The 17,163-nt window shown below is 70.0% G+C and carries 16 protein-coding genes; 11 read left to right on the top strand and 5 right to left on the bottom strand.

Annotated features, from left to right (window positions below):
* Positions 1–5 precede the first annotated feature (5 nt).
* Positions 6–1,694, bottom strand: a complete 1,689-nt coding sequence (locus ACGFU7_RS12195; RefSeq protein WP_393694798.1) for an ABC transporter family substrate-binding protein — start codon at positions 1,692–1,694, stop codon at positions 6–8.
* Positions 1,695–1,933: 239 nt separating this feature from the next.
* Here ACGFU7_RS12195 and ACGFU7_RS12190 point away from each other — a divergent pair, with 239 nt between their 5' ends.
* From ACGFU7_RS12190 to ACGFU7_RS12180, 3 genes are read left to right on the top strand one after another with little or no spacing between them, the layout of a single operon-like run.
* Entirely contained in the window at positions 1,934–2,917 is a 984-nt protein-coding gene (locus ACGFU7_RS12190) for an ABC transporter permease (protein ID WP_393694796.1), read from the top strand.
* A gap of 40 nt (positions 2,918–2,957) precedes the next feature.
* A complete protein-coding gene (locus ACGFU7_RS12185; protein ID WP_393694795.1) occupies positions 2,958–3,905 on the top strand; it encodes an ABC transporter permease in 948 nt (315 codons plus the stop codon).
* Positions 3,902–5,974 (top strand): dipeptide ABC transporter ATP-binding protein, encoded by a 2,073-nt coding sequence (locus ACGFU7_RS12180; protein ID WP_393694794.1) that lies wholly within the window; start codon positions 3,902–3,904, stop codon positions 5,972–5,974. Before ACGFU7_RS12185 ends, ACGFU7_RS12180 begins: the two co-directional genes overlap by 4 nt.
* 13 nt (positions 5,975–5,987) lie before the next feature.
* Here the strand turns inward: ACGFU7_RS12180 and ACGFU7_RS12175 are convergent, their stop codons facing one another.
* The 4 genes from ACGFU7_RS12175 to ACGFU7_RS12160 all read right to left on the bottom strand — a co-directional run bounded on the left by ACGFU7_RS12175 (position 5,988) and on the right by ACGFU7_RS12160 (position 9,579).
* Positions 5,988–6,311, bottom strand: coding sequence for a DMT family transporter (locus tag ACGFU7_RS12175; RefSeq protein ID WP_393694793.1), 324 nt, complete (start codon positions 6,309–6,311; stop codon positions 5,988–5,990).
* A 90-nt stretch (positions 6,312–6,401) separates the two neighbouring features.
* Positions 6,402–7,418, bottom strand: coding sequence for a ribosome small subunit-dependent GTPase A (rsgA, locus tag ACGFU7_RS12170; protein WP_393694791.1), 1,017 nt, complete (start codon positions 7,416–7,418; stop codon positions 6,402–6,404).
* Between the two features lie 3 nt (positions 7,419–7,421).
* Positions 7,422–8,762, bottom strand: a complete 1,341-nt coding sequence (gene aroA, locus ACGFU7_RS12165) for a 3-phosphoshikimate 1-carboxyvinyltransferase (protein WP_393694789.1) — start codon at positions 8,760–8,762, stop codon at positions 7,422–7,424.
* A gap of 103 nt (positions 8,763–8,865) precedes the next feature.
* Positions 8,866–9,579 (bottom strand): M50 family metallopeptidase, encoded by a 714-nt coding sequence (locus tag ACGFU7_RS12160; protein ID WP_393694787.1) that lies wholly within the window; start codon positions 9,577–9,579, stop codon positions 8,866–8,868.
* 65 nt (positions 9,580–9,644) lie between these two features.
* Between ACGFU7_RS12160 and ACGFU7_RS12155 the strand changes: the two genes are divergently transcribed.
* From ACGFU7_RS12155 to def, 8 genes are all read left to right on the top strand, one after another.
* Positions 9,645–10,460, top strand: coding sequence for an SOS response-associated peptidase (locus tag ACGFU7_RS12155; protein WP_393694785.1), 816 nt, complete (start codon positions 9,645–9,647; stop codon positions 10,458–10,460).
* 29 nt (positions 10,461–10,489) lie between these two features.
* Positions 10,490–11,149: an alpha/beta family hydrolase gene (locus ACGFU7_RS12150; protein WP_393694783.1), complete on the top strand. Its 660-nt coding sequence runs from the start codon at positions 10,490–10,492 to the stop codon at positions 11,147–11,149.
* 336 nt (positions 11,150–11,485) lie between these two features.
* Complete coding sequence (locus tag ACGFU7_RS12145) at positions 11,486–12,142, top strand: sigma-70 family RNA polymerase sigma factor (protein ID WP_189273941.1); 657 nt, start codon at positions 11,486–11,488, stop codon at positions 12,140–12,142.
* Positions 12,139–12,459: a mycothiol system anti-sigma-R factor gene (gene rsrA, locus ACGFU7_RS12140; protein WP_393694781.1), complete on the top strand. Its 321-nt coding sequence runs from the start codon at positions 12,139–12,141 to the stop codon at positions 12,457–12,459. Before ACGFU7_RS12145 ends, rsrA begins: the two co-directional genes overlap by 4 nt.
* A 154-nt stretch (positions 12,460–12,613) precedes the next feature.
* Entirely contained in the window at positions 12,614–14,107 is a 1,494-nt protein-coding gene (locus ACGFU7_RS12135) for an HD-GYP domain-containing protein (protein ID WP_393694779.1), read from the top strand.
* The gene (locus ACGFU7_RS12130) at positions 14,104–15,363 is read left to right on the top strand and encodes an HD-GYP domain-containing protein (protein WP_393694777.1); all 1,260 of its coding nucleotides are present in this window, start codon (positions 14,104–14,106) and stop codon (positions 15,361–15,363) included. Before ACGFU7_RS12135 ends, ACGFU7_RS12130 begins: the two co-directional genes overlap by 4 nt.
* A gap of 91 nt (positions 15,364–15,454) precedes the next feature.
* A complete protein-coding gene (locus ACGFU7_RS12125; protein ID WP_393694775.1) occupies positions 15,455–16,447 on the top strand; it encodes a tetratricopeptide repeat protein in 993 nt (330 codons plus the stop codon).
* A 73-nt stretch (positions 16,448–16,520) separates the two neighbouring features.
* Positions 16,521–17,159, top strand: coding sequence for a peptide deformylase (gene def / locus ACGFU7_RS12120; RefSeq protein ID WP_393694773.1), 639 nt, complete (start codon positions 16,521–16,523; stop codon positions 17,157–17,159).
* Positions 17,160–17,163 lie beyond the last annotated feature (4 nt).

Here is a 17,163-nt window from a genome sequence, read left to right as displayed (position 1 = left end):
GGTCCCTACTTGAGCCAGCCGACCTTGGCGTAGTCCGTGTCGGCCAGGCCGAAGGCGCCGTAGTTGGCGAGGCCCTTGCGGACCGCGTCGATCTGCGGGCGCTGGTAGAGCTCGATGGAGTGGCCGAGCTTGAAGATCTCGACGTCGGCCTCGTTGTACAGCTTGATGGCCTCGGCGTGGTCGGTCGTCTCGGCGGCCTTCTTCAGCAGTTCGTCGATCTTCGGGGAGCCGACCGAACCGAAGTTCTGGAAGAGGTTCTTGCCCTTCGGCTGGATGAAGACCGGGGTCAGCATCGTCTGGTAGACGGCGTCGACATTGCGGAAGCTGACGATGTCGAAGTTGCCGGTGTTGACGAACTTGTTGAAGTAGTCGTTCGCCGGGACCTTCTTGAGGTTGACCTTCACACCCACCGCGCCGAGCATCTGCTGCACCAGCTCGGCCTGGTCGGTCTGGGCCGAGGTGCCGCCCGCGCTCAGCGTGTAGTCGAGCACCAGCTGCTTGCCGCCCCTGGTGCGCGGCTTGCCCTCGCCCGCGTCCTTCCAGCCCGCCTCGTCCAGGAGCTTCTTCGCCTTCTCGGGGTCGTACTTGTCGAACTCGCTGGAGTTGTCCCGGTACCCCTCCTGGTTCGGCATGAAGAAGTGGTTGTTCAGCGGCTTCAGTTCGAAGGAGAGGTCCTTGCTGAAGCTCTCGTTGACGCCGCTGCGGTTGATCGCCGCCTGGATGGCGTTGCGCACCTTCACGTCCTTTAGCGGGCTGTGGCCACCGTTGAGGGTGATGTGCACCTCGTCCCAGCGGGCTCCTCGCCTGATGTCGGTGTCCGCGGCCTCGACCAGGCGCTTGTAGTCCTCCGGCAGGAGTGCGGGCGCCTCGTCGATCTCCTTGTTGAGGTACGCCTCGGTCTTCGCCGAGGCGTCGATGACGCGGTAGACGACCGAGTCGAGCCTCGCCCTGGCCCCCCACCACTTGGGGTCGGGAACGATGGTGATGGTCTGTGCGGTCTTGTCGTACGTACCGACCTTGAAGGAGTTGGCGGTGGCCAGGGCCTTCTGTGACCAGCCCTTGTTGAACTTCTCCGGGGTATCGGTGTACGCGGCCGGGTACAGCGGGTCGAAGAGCCGCTGCCAGTCGGCGTACGGAGAAGCGAAGGTGACCTTCACGCCCTGGGCGTCGGCGCCCTGCTCGACCTTGGATATCTGGTCGTAGCCCGAGGTGTCGACGGCCTCATAGGCCTTGTCGGAGCCGTTCAGCGCCTTCCACTGGGCCTCGAAGTCCTTCCAGCTCAGCGGCTTTCCGTCGGACCACTTGGCCTTCGGGTTGAGCTGGTACTCCACCACCTGGGGGCTGGTCGAGGTGACCTTCGCCGAGACGAGGAAGTTCGGGTTGGCGTGGATCGCGCCCTTGGCATCGGAGTCGAACAGGTCGGGGAGCACGGCCTTGATGAGGTCCTGGGCGTCGCCCTGCTGCCCGTCCACCTGGTTGATGTTGTACTGCGTGATCCACTGGTCGATGCTGAACTTCAGCGAGCCGCCCTGCTTGAGGTCGCTCACCGGGTGCACATTGATGTCCTGCCCGTCCACCTTCGGCGCCGCCTGCTTCTTCGACGCCTTCCCGTCCCCGCCGGAGGAGTCGCAGCCGGTCACCGCCAGGGTGGCCGACAGAGCTGCGGCGACGGCGATCACGGTGGTTCTGCGCATCGGTATTCATTCCTCCGGCTCGGTGCGGCCCGATCGGGGCCCCAGACTCCGCAGACCGTAAGTCGATCCCGGAGCCTGGCGGGAGAGCAGCCGGGATGCTTTTATGGATTCTTTGCATGTTCGCAACAATCAACCGTCAAGCTGGGGCAATACGCCGACGACCTGCACCAATGGAGCCTGCCGCGGTGGTGATCCCGTCGCCCGACTCCTGAACGACCCACTGCGGAGGACCAACACCCGTGGCCGCCTTCCTGGCCAAGCGACTCGGCTACTACGCCGTCCTGTTGCTGGCCGCCGTCTGCCTCTCGTACCTCCTGGCGTCACTGGCGCTGGACCCGCGCTCGTACTACGAGGGACGCCAACCGCCCCTGTCGCCCAGCTCGGTCGACCACCACCTCACCGCGCTCGGTGTCAACGACCACGAGCCGCTGTTCTCCCGCTTCGGCAACTGGGCCGGCCACGTGGTGCGCGGCGATCTCGGGCAGACCATCGACGGGACCCCGGTGGGGGCGGAGTTCGGGCGTCGGATCGGGGTCAGCCTGCGGCTGCTGCTGCTCGGCACCGTCCTTGGAACCGTGATCGGCGTGCTCGCCGGAGCCTGGACGGCCGTACGCCAGTACCGGCTCTCCGACCGGCTGACCACCCTCGTCTCGTTCGTGCTCCTGTCGACTCCGGTCTTCCTGCTCGCCGTTCTGCTGAAGATCGCCGCCATCTGGATCAACCAGAAGACCGGCACCGAGGCCATCAAGTTCACCGGCGAGAAGACACCCGGCGTCGACTCCGGATTCTGGACCGTACTGAAGGACCGGTCGGTGCATCTGCTGCTGCCGACCGTCTCCATCGCGCTGGGCACCATCGCGAGTTACAGCCGCTACCAGCGCTCCACCATGCTCGACGTCCTCGGCTCCGACTATCTGCGCACCGCCCAGGCCAAGGGACTCACCCGGAACGCCGCCCTGCTCAAGCACGGGCTGCGCACCGCGCTCATCCCCATGTCGACCTACTTCAGCTACGGGTTCCTCGCCCTCTTCACCGGCGCCACCTTCACCGAGACGATCTTCGGCTGGCACGGCATGGGCGAGTGGTTCGTCTCCTCCATCGGCAAGAACGACGTCAACTCGGTCGTCGCCGTCAATGTGTTCGCCGCCGTGATGGTCCTGCTGTCCGGCTTCCTCGCGGATGTTCTGCACGCCGCGCTCGACCCGCGCATCCGGAACGCCTGAACATCCCGAACGCCCGAACAGCCCGAGGAGTATGACTGTCATGACCACCGTCATCGAGACCGCTGCCGACGCCGCCGCAGGGGCCGCGCCGCCGCGCCCGGTCGGCCGCGCCGGTGTGGTGCTCCGCCGCTTCGTCGGCAACCGCGGCGCGCTCGCCGGAGGAACGATCCTGCTGCTGCTCTTCCTGCTCGCCTTCGCCGGGCCGCTGATCAGCCACTGGGACTACAGCCACATCGACTACGGCGCACTGCGCGAAGGGCCGAGCGGACAGCACTGGTGGGGGACCAACCGCATCGGCCAGGACGTCTTCGCCCAGACGGTCCGCGGACTCCAGAAGTCGCTGCTGATCGGGCTGCTGGTGGCGTTCTTCTCGACCGTCCTCGCCTCACTGGTCGGCGCCTGCGCCGGATACTTCGGCGGCTGGACGGACCGGATACTCATGTTCGGCGTCGATCTGCTGCTGGTCTTCCCGGCCTTCCTGATCATTGCCATCATCTCGCCCCGGCTGCGCGACGGCGGCTGGTTCGCCTTCGTCGGACTCCTCGCCGTCTTCGGCTGGATGATCACCGCACGGGTGGTGCGCTCGATGACGCTCTCCCTCAAGGAACGCGAATTCGTGCAGGCCGCCCGGTACATGGGCGTCGGACCCTTCCGCGTCATCTGGCGGCACATCCTGCCGAACGTCGCCTCCTTCCTCATCATCGACGCGACCATCGCGGTCGGCGGCGCCGTGATGAGCGAGACGGCACTGTCGTACTTCGGCTTCGGCGTCCAGGCGCCCGATGTCTCGCTCGGCACGCTCATCGCGTCGACGACCGGCGCCGCGGTGACCTATCCATGGATGTTCTTCTTCCCCGCCGCGCTCCTCATTGTCTTCGTACTGGCGGTGAATCTGGCCGGCGACGGACTGCGCGACGCCCTCGACCCGACCAGTGGACACGGCCGCACCACCACAGTTCAGCAAGACGCAGAGGAGTCGGGACGATGAGCAGCGACGTCGTACTGGAGGTGTCCTCCCTCGCCGTCGACTTCGACGGTGTGCCGGCCGTCCGGGGCGTCGACCTCACCCTGCGCCGGGGCGAAGTGCTCGGCCTGGTGGGGGAGTCCGGCTCGGGCAAGTCCGCGACCGCGCTGGCCGTGCTGGGGCTGCTGCCCGCCAATGCGGGGGTACGGGGATCGGTCCGCCTCGCCGGGCGCGACAAGGAGCCGGCCACCGAACTCGTCGGCGCCACGGACCGGGTGCTGTCCTCCGTACGCGGCAGCCGCATCGGCATGGTCTTCCAGGACCCGCTTTCCGCCTTCACCCCCGTGTACCGGATCGGCGACCAGATCGCCGAGGCCATCCGCACCCACCGCGACGTCACCCGCGAAAAGGCCCGCGCCGACGCCGTCGGTCTGCTGGACCTCGTCGGTATCCCCGAACCCCGGACCAGGGCCCAGGCGTTCCCCCACGAGTTCTCCGGCGGCATGCGGCAGCGCGCCATGATCGCCATGGCCATCGCCAACGACCCCGACGTGATCATCGCCGACGAACCGACCACCGCCCTGGACGTCACCGTCCAGGCCCAGGTCCTGGACGTCCTGCGCACCGCCCAACGGGAGACCGGCGCCGCGCTGTTGCTGGTCAGCCACGACCTCGGGGTGATCGCCGGAGCGGCCGACCGGGTCGCGGTGATGTACGCGGGCCGGGTCGTCGAGACCGCACCGGCGCCCGCGCTCTTCCGGCGGCCCCGGATGCCGTACACCCTCGGGCTGATCGGCGCCGTGCCCCGGATCGACGGCCCGTCCGAAGTCCTCGTACCGATCCCGGGCGCACCGCCCGCGGCGGGCCGGCTGCCCAAGGGCTGCGCCTTCGCCCCGCGCTGCCCGCTGGCCGAGGAGCGCTGCACGGCGGCGGAGCCCGGGCTGACGGCCTCCACGGCTGACACCGGACCCGCCGCGTCCGCCTCGGACCATCTCGCCGCCTGCGTACGCTCCGACGAGATCGCCGAGCGCGGTCTCACCCCGGCCGAGGTCTTCCCCGTCCCCGCGATCCCGGAACGCACAAGCCGGCCCGGCGACCCGGTCCTGCACGTCACCGGGCTCACCAAGACCTTCCCCGTCCTCAAGGGCACCGCGTTCAAACGACGCGTCGGCTCCATCCGCGCCGTGGACGGCGTCGACCTGGACATCCGGGCCGGTCAGACACTCGCCCTCGTCGGGGAGTCGGGATCCGGCAAGTCCACCACGCTCTTCCAGCTGCTGAACCTCGCCCGGCCCGAGGGCGGCGACATCGAGCTGTTCGGGCGCTCCTTCGCCACGCTGACCAAGGCCGACCGCAAGGCGCTGCGCAGCCGCGTCCAGATCGTCTTCCAGGACCCGATGGCCAGCCTCGACCCCCGCATGCCGGTCGGCGACATCATCGCCGAACCGCTGCGCGCCCAGGGCGCGGACCGGGCGACCGTGGCCCGGCGGATCCCCGAACTGCTGACCCGGGTCGGCCTGGAGCTGGCCCACGCCACCCGCTTCCCGCACGAGTTCTCCGGCGGGCAGCGCCAGCGCATCGGTATCGCCCGCGCGCTCTCCGTCGAACCGGAACTGCTGGTGCTGGACGAGCCGGTCTCCGCGCTGGACGTCTCCGTACAGGCCGGGGTGCTCAATCTGCTGCAACGGCTGAAGGCGGAGCTGGGCCTCGCCTATCTCTTCGTCTCGCACGATCTGTCGGTGGTACGGCATATCGCGGACCGGGTGAGCGTCGTCTACCTAGGCCGTACGGTCGAGACGGGCACCGCCGAAGAGGTCTTCGAGCGACCCAGGCACCCGTACACCCAGGCGCTGCTCTCGGCCGTCCCGCTGCCCGACCCGGAGCGTGAGCGCCGGCGCACCAGGATTCTGCTGGCGGGCGACCCGCCGAGCCCGACGCGGCAGTACGAGGGCTGCCGTTTCCGGTCGCGCTGCCCCGTCTATGCGGAGCTGGGCGACCAGGAGCGGGGGCGGTGCGAGAGCGAGGTGCCGGTCGGCGCGGGCCCCGGTCACACCGCCGCCTGCCACTTCCCGCGAACGGCTGCCGAGGTGTGAGCGCGAGGCTCGGTCAGTGGGACGAGCCCGAGAGCTGCAGCCCGATCACTCCGACGATCACCAGGGAGATCGAGATCAGCTTGAGGGTGGAGACCACGTCGTCGAGGAAGACCATGCCGTAGATCGCGGTGCCCGCCGCGCCGATGCCCGTCCACACGGCGTAGGCGGGCCCCACGTCGAGTTTCTTCAGCGACATCGTCAGCAGACCGAAGCTGCCGAGGGCGAAGACGCAGAACGCGACGGTCGGCCAGAGCCGGGTGAAACCGTGCGAGAGTTTCAGACAGACGGCGAAGCCGGTCTCCAGAAGTCCTGCGACCACGACCAGCAGCCACTCCATCGTCAGTGCCCTCCCACGTCGGTGACCGCCTTGCCTCGCTGGGCGTGATTATGCACTTACCGGCGTCAGCAGATCGCAAACGTGCCCGGGTCAGTCGCCTTCGCGTCGTTCCCGGGTGGACATCAGCCGCCGCAGCGATTCCAGCCGCGCCGGATCCGCGTGACCGTCCGCCACCCAGGCGTCCAGGGCGCATTCCGGTTCGTGGCTGTCGTGGGTGCAGCCGCGGGGGCAGCCCTCGGTGCCGGGTTCCAGGTCCGGGAACGCGTGGATCACCCGGGACGGGTCGATGTGGTGGAGCCCGAAGGAGCGCACACCGGGGGTGTCGATCACCCAGCCGCGGTAGTCGGGCAGGGGGAGCGCCAGCGCCGATGTGGTGGTGTGCCGGCCACGGCCGGTGACCGCGTTGACGACCCCGGTGGTACGCCGCCGGTCCTTCGGCACGAGTGCGTTGACCAGCGTCGTCTTCCCGACACCGGAGTGCCCCACGAAGGCGGTGACCCGGTCGTGCAGCTGCTCGCGGACGCGCTCGGCCGCGTCGCCGTTCTCCAGCTCCTCGCGGTTGGTGACGATGTACGGGACGCCCAGCGGGATGTACGCCTCCAGCAGCTTGTCCGGGGAGGCCAGATCGGACTTGGTCAGCACCAGGAGCGGAGAGAGCCCGCCGTCGTACGCGGCGACCAGACAGCGGTCGATCATCCGCGGGCGGGGTTCCGGATCGGCCAGTGCGGTGACGATCGCCAGCTGGTCGGCGTTGGCGACGACCACCCGCTCGAACGGATCGTCGTCGTCCGCGGTCCGGCGCAGCACCGAGCGGCGCTCACCGATGCGGACGATGCGGGCGAGGGTGTCCTTGGCGCCGGTCAGATCGCCGACGATGGAGACGGTGTCACCCACCACGGCGGCCTTCCGGCCCAGCTCACGGGCCTTCATCGCCATGACCGTACGGCCGTCGACGAGACAGGTGAGACGGCCGCGGTCGACGGTGAGGACCATCCCCTCCTCGGCGTCCTCGTGCTTCGGGCGGGTATGTGTACGAGGCCGGTTGCCCTTCGGGTTGGGGCGGAACCGGATGTCGTCCTCGTCGGGGTTCTTGCCGTAGCGGCGCATGTCTCAGGCCCCGAGCATTCCGGTCCACATCTGCGGGAAGTCCGGCAGGGTCTTGGCGGTTGTCGCCACGTTCTCGATCTCCACTCCGGGGACGGCAAGGCCAATGATCGACCCCGCGGTTGCCATCCGGTGGTCGTCGTACGTATGGAAGGTACCGCCGTGCAGCGGGCGCGGCTCGATGTGCAGCCCGTCGGCGGTCTCGGTGACCCGGCCGCCGAGCTCGTTGATCTCCTTGGTGAGCGCGGCCAGCCGGTCCGTCTCGTGCAGCCGCAGATGGGCGACACCGCTCAGGGTGGACGGGCCGTCGGCGAGGGCCGCGACCGCCGCGATGCCCGGGGTGAGCTCACCGACCTCACCGAGGTCGACGTCGATGCCGTGGATCCGGCCCGAACCGGTGAACGTGAGGCCGTGCTCGGTCAGCTCGCAGCTGCCGCCCATCGCGGTGAAGATCTCCCGCAGGGCGTCACCGGGCTGGGTGGTGCGCTCGGGCCAGTCGGGGATGGTGACCCGGCCGCCGGTGACCAGCGCGGCGGCGAGGAACGGCTGGGCGTTGGAGAGGTCGGGCTCGACGGTCAGATCGCGGCCGAGCAGGGCGGAGGGGGAGACCCGCCAGACGTTCGGCTCGCCGCCCGTCTCCGGCTCGTCGACCTGGGCGCCGACGGCCCGCAGCATGTCGACGGTCATCCGGATGTGCGGCATGGAGGGGAGCCTGGCGCCGGTGTGACGCACCTCCACCCCCTGGTTGTAGCGCGGCGCCGACAGCAGCAGCGCCGAGACGAACTGGGAGGACGAGGAGGCATCGATCGCCACCGGTCCGCCGTCCAGCGCACCGCCGCCGTGCACGGTCATCGGCAGCGAGCCGCGCCCGTCGTCGTCGATCCGGGCGCCCAGCACCCGCAGCGCGTCGATCACGCCGTTCAGCGGGCGCTCGTACGAACGGGGGTCGCCGTCGAAGCGGATCGGGCCGTCGGCGAGGGCCGCGACCGGCGGCAGGAAGCGCATGACCGTTCCGGCATTGCCGACGTCGATCGTGGTGGGGCCGTGCAGCCCGGCCGGGATGATCCGCCAGGCCTCGCCGGAGCCGTCCGGGCCGCCCGCGACGGAGGAGCTGGACGACACCGTCTCCTCGATGCCGACGCCCATCGCGCGCAGCGCCTCGGCCATCAGCAGGGTGTCGCGGGAGCGCAGCGGGCGGCGCAGCCAGCCGGGCTCGGCGGCGAGAGCGGCGAGGACGAGCGCGCGATTGGTGACCGATTTCGATCCGGGCACGGTGACGGTCGCGTCGACGGCGCCGCTCGCTCGGGGGGCGGGCCAGAGGGCGGGGTGCACGGCACTTTCGGTCATGAACCTCACTTTAGTGGCTCACCGCAAACCCGAATCTCGATCAAATGAGACGAAACGGGGGCGTAACGTGAGCATGGTAGGTGGCGCCGGGCGGCAGTGGCCCTCACATGCCCAGCAGCCAGCGCCCGCCGCCGATCAGTGAGCAGAGCGACACCGCGTGGAAGAGGAACAGCCAGAGCGCGGCCGGTACGTCCGTCAGCCGCGACAGCTGGTCCGCGTCCGAGTCCGGCGCACCGCCGTGCCGCCGCTTCGACTGGAGCTCGAAGGCCGGGCGTACGCCGCCGAGCAGCAGGAACCACACCACGGTGTATGCGAACAGCGACTGCACGGCGGGCGAGGCGAGCCAGGACACCAGCAGGAAGGCCGACCCGGTGAAGATCACCGTCAGTGCCCCGTACACATTGCGGATCATCACCAGCATCACCGCGAGCAGCGCGGTGGCCAGCCACAGCAACAGTGTGATCCTGCCGTCGACCAGCAGCCACGCCCCGCCCAGGCCCAGCAGCGGCGCGGCGGTGTAGCCGGCCGCCGCGGTCAGGATCATCCCGATGCCGGTCGGCTTGCCGCGGCTGACCGTCAGCCCGCTGGTGTCCGAGTGCAGCCGGATGCCGGACAGCTGCCGTCCGGTGAGCAGCGCGATCAGTCCGTGCCCGCCCTCGTGCGCGATGGTGATCGCGTTGCGGGTCAGCCGCCATATCGGGTTCGGTACGACGGCGATCAGCGCGAGCGTGCCGGTCACCACCACCAGCCACTGCTCGGGTGCGGGCTGGGTGCCGAAGACGCGGTCCCACAGATTGCCCAGATCGGTGCTGTCCATGGTGCGGGCGGCTCCTTGCGGTATCGGCGTCCTGCCGTCGTGACGGTCGTGGCAGTCTGGCACTTATGTGCGGACGGTATGCAGCGAGTCGGCGGCCCGAGGATCTGACCGGACTCTTCAAGGTCGAGAAGTGGGAACCGGCACAGGCTCTGGCGCCCGATTGGAACGTGGCGCCGACCAAGGAGGTCTACGCCGTACTGGAACGTCCTGTGAAAGACGCAGACGACCAGCGTCCGGTTCGCCAGTTGCGCGTCCTGAAATGGGGGCTCGTACCGTCCTGGGCGAAGTCCCCCGAGGGTGCCGCGCGCATGATCAACGCCCGCGCGGAGACCGTTCACGAGAAGCCGTCCTTCCGTCGCCCCTTCGTCTCCCGGCGCTGCATCCTGCCCGCCGACGGCTACTACGAGTGGGTCACCGGCACGGATGAGCGGCAGCTGGAGGAGAAGGGGAAGAAGAAGCGGCCGCGCAAGCAGCCCTACTTCGTGACACCCGCCGACGGATCGGTCTTCGCGATGGCCGGGCTGTACGAGTTCTGGCGCGACCGGACCCTGCCGGACGATCACCCGATGGCCTGGTGGGTGACCTGCTCGGTGATCACGACCGAGGCGGAGACCACCCCGCTCGCCGTCGCCCCCGCCGAGGGCCCGGCCACGCTCGCCGAGATCCACCCCCGGATGCCGCTGATGCTGACCCCGGACCGGTGGGACGCCTGGCTCGACCCGTCGCGCACCGGCATCGAGGAGCTGAAGGGGCTGCTCGTACCGCCGCCCGGCGGGCTGATGCGGGCCTATCCGGTGGCCACGGCCGTCAGCAACGTCCGCAACAACGGTCCCGAGCTGCTGGAGGAGCTGGCCGCGCCGGAAGCGAGCACGCTCTTCTGAACCTCTTGCGACCGGGCAGGATGGGGCGCGTGAGTACTGCAGAGACGGGCCGCAGGGCCGAGACGGTCGACACGGATGCCGGGCCGGCCAGGATCACCTGGGTGCCCGCGAAGAACGCGAAGAACGCCCGCCTGGTGCTCGCCGTCAGCCATGGCGCGGGCGGCGGCATCGAGGCCCGTGACCTCCGGGCCCTGGCTGCCGCACTGCCCGCCCACGGGGTGACCGTCGCCCTGGTGGAGCAGCCGTGGCGGGTTGCCGGAAAGAAACTCGCGCCCGCCCCGAAGACCCTGGACACCGGATGGCGGGGCCTGTGGCCGGCGCTCACCGCCGCGGGGCTGCCCGTCGTCGCGGGAGGGCGCAGCGCCGGGGCCCGGGTGGCCTGCCGTACGGCGACGGAGCTCGGCGCCCACGCCGTCCTCGCACTCAGCTTTCCGCTGCACCCGCCGGGAAAGCCGGAGAAGTCCCGCAAGGACGAGCTCCTCGGGTCCGGCGTACCCACCCTCGTCGTACAGGGCGGCAATGACCCGTTCGGGCGGCCCGCCGAATTCCCTCCGGGGGAGTACGAGATCGCCGAGGTGCCGTACGGCGACCACGGGTTCGCCGTACCGAAGAAGGCCGGCCTGACCGAGGATCAGACGATGGAGATCCTGACCGCTGCCGTGACCGCGTGGCTGTCCACCCTCGTATGACGTACGCCCCTGATGTACGCCCCCCTGCCGGTGGAGCCGGTCACACCCACGGCAGCAGCCCGGGCACACCCCCGGGAATGTTGAGCGAGGGGCCACTGTTGTCGGTGACATCGGTACATCAACGTCGTATGTGGAGAGGGAGTCCGTCGCATGGGTTCGACCATCTGCCCGCGCCGCTCGAACGCCGCTGACCTGGAGTGGACGGTGCTGCATGCGGCCAAGACCACTCCCGAGCGGGCACTGAGCGGATCGGATCGACAGCCCGTCTCGAAGCAAGGTCGACTATTCTCCGATTCGAGCGGGTCCGGTTTCGGCTCCGCCACAGCGTTGGAGGAGGTGGGTCCGGTCACTGGGACCGACACAGGGACCGACGACGGCCGCGCACAGGAGACGACCGCCGAGCGCAATGCGCGCTTCGAGCGGGACGCTCTCGGTTTCCTCGACCAGATGTACTCGGCCGCGCTGCGCATGACGCGCAACCCCGCAGACGCCGAGGACCTGGTCCAGGAGACGTATGCCAAGGCGTACGGCTCCTTCCACCAGTTCCGTGAGGGCACCAACCTCAAGGCGTGGATGTACCGCATCCTCACCAACACGTTCATCAACTCGTACCGCAAGAAGCAGCGCGAGCCGCAGCGCAGCGCCGCCGAGGAGATCGAGGACTGGCAGCTGGCGCGCGCCGAGTCGCACATGTCGACCGGTCTGCGCTCCGCGGAGTCGCAGGCTCTCGACCACCTGCCCGACTCGGATGTGAAGTCCGCTCTGCAGGCGATCCCCGAAGAGTTCCGCATTGCCGTGTATCTCGCCGATGTAGAGGGCTTTGCCTACAAGGAGATCGCGGACATCATGGGGACTCCCATCGGTACGGTGATGTCCCGACTGCACCGGGGCCGCCGCCAACTGCGCGGCATGCTGGAGGACTACGCCCGTGAGCGCGGGCTCGTCCCGGCCGGTGCCGGTGAGTCGGACGATCGGAAAGGCTCGGGCTCATGAGCTGCGGAGAGCCGCACGAGACGGACTGCTCAGAGGTCCTCGATCATCTCTACGAGTTTCTCGACCATGAGATGCCCGACAGCGACTGCACCAAGTTCGAGGTGCACTTCGAGGAGTGCTCCCCGTGCCTGGAGAAGTACGGCCTGGAACAGGCCGTGAAGAAGCTGGTGAAGCGCTGCTGCGGCCAGGACGACGTGCCGACCGATCTGCGCTCCAAGGTGATGGGCCGGATCGATCTGATCCGCTCGGGGCAGGCGGTGCCCGAGCAGGACGTGACGGCGTCGGAGAGCGGTCAGCCGACCGCCGCCAAGGAGTGACGCCCGGCGGCCGTCAGTCGTAGCCGCGCCCCCTATCACCCGCGTCCCGCGCACTTCACCCGAATGTGCTAATCGGGCTTATTGACGCTCGACGGGACACACAACTCGCTAGCCTGGCGCCTTCATTGACCATGTTGGGGGGCGGGTGGGGCGGGTGAGAGCCACACGCGGGGCGGCGCGCGCGTACATTCTGGCGGCCGCGGTCGGCGCCCTGTTATGTGTGCTCCCCGCGCTGGGAACGGGCGCCGGGACCCCGTGGGCCACCGTCGCACTGCTCACCGGGCTCTATCTGGTCTGTGAACTCCCCGGGCGCTGCCCCTTCTTCGGCAGCTCCGTGCCGATCAGCGCCGGATCGTTCTTTCCGCTGCTGCTCGCCGCCGCCTTCCTGCTGCCGCCCGCCGCGGCCGCCCTGGTCGCGATCCCCGGATCGCTCGTCGGCCGGGTGGAGACCCCGCCCGCCACCGCACGGCGTATCTGGCGGACCGCGCAGCTCGCCCTCACCGTCTGGGCGGCCTCGTCCGTCCACGGTCTGCTCGGCGGCGCTGCCACGCTCGGCGGCACCGGCAGTGGCCGCGACCGGCTCCCCGACCTCCCGTACGCCCTGCTGCCCGCCTGCGCCGCCGCCCTGGCCTTCAGCCTCGTCCTGACCGCTCTGGACGGCTCCATCCTGGTCGCGGCCGAACGGCTGCCCGTCCGGCGTGCCTGGAGCGGACTGCTGTCCCGCTCGCTGGGACCGCATCTGGTGCACGGACTCGCCGGGCTGATGATGGCCGTCCTGTGGCGCGGTCCGTACGGGCCGCTGTCCGCGCTCATCGTCCTGCTGCCGATGTACATCTCCTGCTGGGTCTTCGCCCAGTACCACCGTGAGCACGCCGCCCACCGCGCCACCATCAGGGCACTGGTGCAGGCCGTCGACATCAAGGACACGTACACCCGCGGTCACAGCGAACGGGTCGGGCAGGCCTCCGTCCTCATCGCCCGCGAACTGGGCATGGACCAGGGCCGGCTGGAGGTCCTCCGGTTCGCCGGCATCCTGCACGACGTCGGCAAGCTCGGCGTGCCTACCCGGGTGCTTCGCAAGGACGGACCGCTCACCCCTCAGGAGCGGCGGGTGATCGAACTGCATCCGGAGTACGGGCACGAGATCGTCCGCGGCATCGGCTTCCTCGGCGAGGCACGGGCCGCGATCCTGCACCACCACGAACGGCTCGACGGCAGCGGCTACCCGTACGGGCTCAGCGGGCGGGAGATCCCCGAGTTCGCACGGGTCGTCGCGGTGGCGGACGCCTTCGACGCGATGACGTCGACCCGGTCCTACCGGCGGGGGAGACCGGTGCCCGCGGCGCTGGAGGAGCTGAAGCGGTGCGCGGGCACACAGTTCGATCCGCAGATGGTGCGGGCGCTGGTGCAGGCGGTGGACCGGCACGGGTGGTCGGCCGCAACGGTGGTGGTGACGGCGGACGAAGCGATTCCGCGGCCGCGCAGGGAGGGGACGGCGGGCGGGGGTGCCGGGGCCGTCCGGGGGGCGGTCCGTCCTCAATCGCCGGACGGGCCTGAGGAGGCACCCGCCGACGGGCCTGAGGAGGCACCCGACGGGCCTGATCATGTCACCCCCGCTCCGCAGTCGTCCGCGGACCGCCGCCGATGACCCGGGTCGGGACGCGGCTGCCCCCCGTCGTCCTCGCCGTCCGCGGCGCCGCCGTGGTGCTCGCCGTCGCCGGGCTCGGCCACACCCTCTGGGACGGTGTCCACGAACCCGGACACGCCCTCGCCTTCGGGGTGCTCATCACCGTCGGTGAACTGGCCCGCTGGGGCGCGCTGCCCGGCGAGCGCGAGCCCGCGCCGCTCGGAGCCGCCGGAGCACTCGCGTACGCCCTCCTCGGCCGCAGCGGCGGCACACCCACCACCCACGGTGTCCTCCAGGTGATCGCCGTACTCGTCGCGGCACAGCTCGTCGCCTGTGTGCCCCATGTGGCGCGCGGCAGCGGACCCGCACCCGACCGGGTGGCCCGCCGCATCCTGACCGTCACCTTCGCCGCCGTGTGCTTCCAGCCGCTGTACAACTCCGGCCGCGCCGCGGACTGGTTCGGCGAAGGCCCGTACTACGTGCTCTTCATGCTCCTGTTCCTCGTCCTGACCGCCCTGTGCGACGCCGTGCTCGCCGCCCTGCTGCTGCGCTCGCGCACCGGCTACCCGTACGGGCCGGTGCTCCGCGACGAGCTGCGCGCCCTGACCGGCATCGGGTCGGCGGTCTGCGCGACCGGGGTCGTGATGGCCCTCGGGGTCGCCGTCGCCGGGCTGTGGGCGCTGCCCGTCCTGTGCGTACCGCTGCTGCTGACCCAGGTCTCGTTCCGCCGGTTCGTCGCCGTGCGCACCACCTACCGGCAGACGATCACCTCGCTCGCCCGGTCCACCGAGATCGCCGGATACACCCCGCACGGGCATGCCCGCAGGGTCGCCGTGCTCTGCACGGCCGTCGGCCGTGAGCTCGGGCTCTCCGGGAGCGAGCTGACCGTGCTGGAGTACGCGGCCCTGATGCACGACATCGGCCAGCTCTCCCTCGTCGACCCGGTCCCGGACGGGGCGACAGCCACCCTGCCCGCCGCCGAGCAGCGCCGCATCGCGCTGCTCGGCGGGGCCGTGGTCCGGCAGACCGGGGTGGACACCGAGGTCGCCGTCGTGGTGGAGCGGCAGGCCGACCCCTACCGAGAGCAGCCGTTGTCCGCCAGGATCGTCAGGGCCGTCAACGCATACGACGACCTCTCCGGGGAAAGTCTCATCGGGCCGCTGGGTGCGCTGGAACAACTCAGGCTCGGTACCGGTCACGACTATCAGCCCGAGGTCGTGGAATCACTGGCCAGGGTCCTGGCCCGGGGCGGTCTGACCCCCGTCCCACCTGGGTAACCCATGGGTAATGAGCGGGTGTCCGGCCTGGCATGGTTGGATGCGAAGAAGAGCGGAAAACGAGGGTGTCCAGTCGGGACAGGCGGGAATCGTGAGGATCTTCGGGAAGGTACGGCATCGGCCCTCCGCCTCTTGGCGGCAGGCCACGGACCGCGCGTTCACGCTGATCGGCGACGGCCGGTACGAGGACGCGGGCGCACTGCTGACACGTGCGGCGGACCTGGAACCCTGGCTCTCCGAGTCGTGGTTCAACCTGGCGCTGCTGCACAAATTCCGGCATGACTGGGAACAGGCGAGAGCCGCCGGCCTGAGGGCCGTCGCGCTGCTCGACAAGGAATCCGGCGCTCCCGACTGGTGGAACGTCGGGATCGCCGCCACCGCACTTCAGGACTGGCCGCTGGCGCGCCGCGCCTGGCAGGCGTACGGCCTGAAGGTGCCGGGCGCGGGCCAGCACACCTCGGCGGCCAACAGCGAGCCGGTCGGCATGGAGCTGGGCAGTGCCGCGGTACGGCTGTCGCCGGAGGGCGAGGCCGAGGTCGTCTGGGGCCGCAGGCTCGATCCGGCCCGGATGGAAGTGCTGTCCATCCCGCTGCCGTCGTCCGGCCGCCGCTGGGGCGAGGTCGTCCTGCACGACGGCGTGCCGCACGGCGAGCGGGTCACCTCGGCCGGCCCCTCGTACCCCGTCTTCGACGAGATCGAGCTGTGGGCGCCGTCCCCCGTACCCACCTGGGTCGTGCTGCTCGAAGCGGCCACCGAGGAGGACCGGGACGCCCTGGAGCAGCTGGCGTCCGACGCCGGGTTCGCCGCCGAGGACTGGTCGTCCTCCGTGCGGCTGCTCTGCCGGGCCTGCTCGGAGAGCCGGATGGAGAGCGACGAGGGCGACGGCGAGCACCTGGACCCGCACGACCACAGCGAGCCGGGGCATCCGGGCCCGCTGGGGCACCGCACCGCCGGTGAGCTGTGGGTGCCCGAGCGCGAGTGCGGGATAGCGGCACCGGCCGGGCTCGTGCGCGGCCTGCTGGACGGCTGGGTGGCGGACGGCCCGGACAGCCGTGAGTGGCGGGATCTCGAAGAAGTCTGCTGAGCCGTGCGTCCGCGGCCCGGCCGTTAGGCTGTACGGGCATCGATTCGGGTTTTGAGGAAGGCGTACGGCGGACATGGCGCAGCAGGAGACGGACGAGCAGATCAGCGTCGACGACGAAGGTTTTGTCGTGGACACCGAGGACTGTGAGGCGCGCGAGGCGGCATATCGCGAGCGCGGCACCTCCCGTCCGATCACGGTCGTGGGCAACCCGGTGCTGCACAAGGAGTGCAAGGACGTCACCGAGTTCGGCGACGAGCTGGCCCGGTTGATCGACGACATGTTCGCCAGCCAGAAGACGGCGGAGGGCGTGGGCCTGGCCGCCAACCAGATCGGCGTGGACCTGAAGGTCTTCGTCTACGACTGCCCGGACGACGAGGGTGTGCGGCACGTGGGCGCCGTCTGCAACCCGGTGCTGGAGGAGCTGGCGCCCGAGGACCGGATCCTGGACGACTCCAACGAGGGCTGCCTCTCCGTCCCGACGGCGTACGCCTCGCTGGCCCGCCCGGACTACGCGGTGGTGCGCGGACAGGACGCCAAGGGCAACCCGATCAAGGTCCGCGGCGACGGTTACTTCGCGCGCTGCCTCCAGCACGAGACGGACCACCTGTACGGCTACCTGTACATCGACCGGCTCTCGAAGCGGGACCGCAAGGACGCGCTGCGGCAGATGGCGGAGAACACGCCGCGCTACGAGATCGTGCCGAACGACTGAGCAT

It is taken from the genome of Streptomyces sp. NPDC048473 (genome assembly GCF_043200155.1).
In the GTDB taxonomy this organism is placed as follows: Bacteria; Actinomycetota; Actinomycetes; order Streptomycetales; family Streptomycetaceae; genus Streptomyces.
Note: the sequence above shows the minus strand (reverse complement) of the source record. Positions and strands in the feature narration are given on the sequence as shown.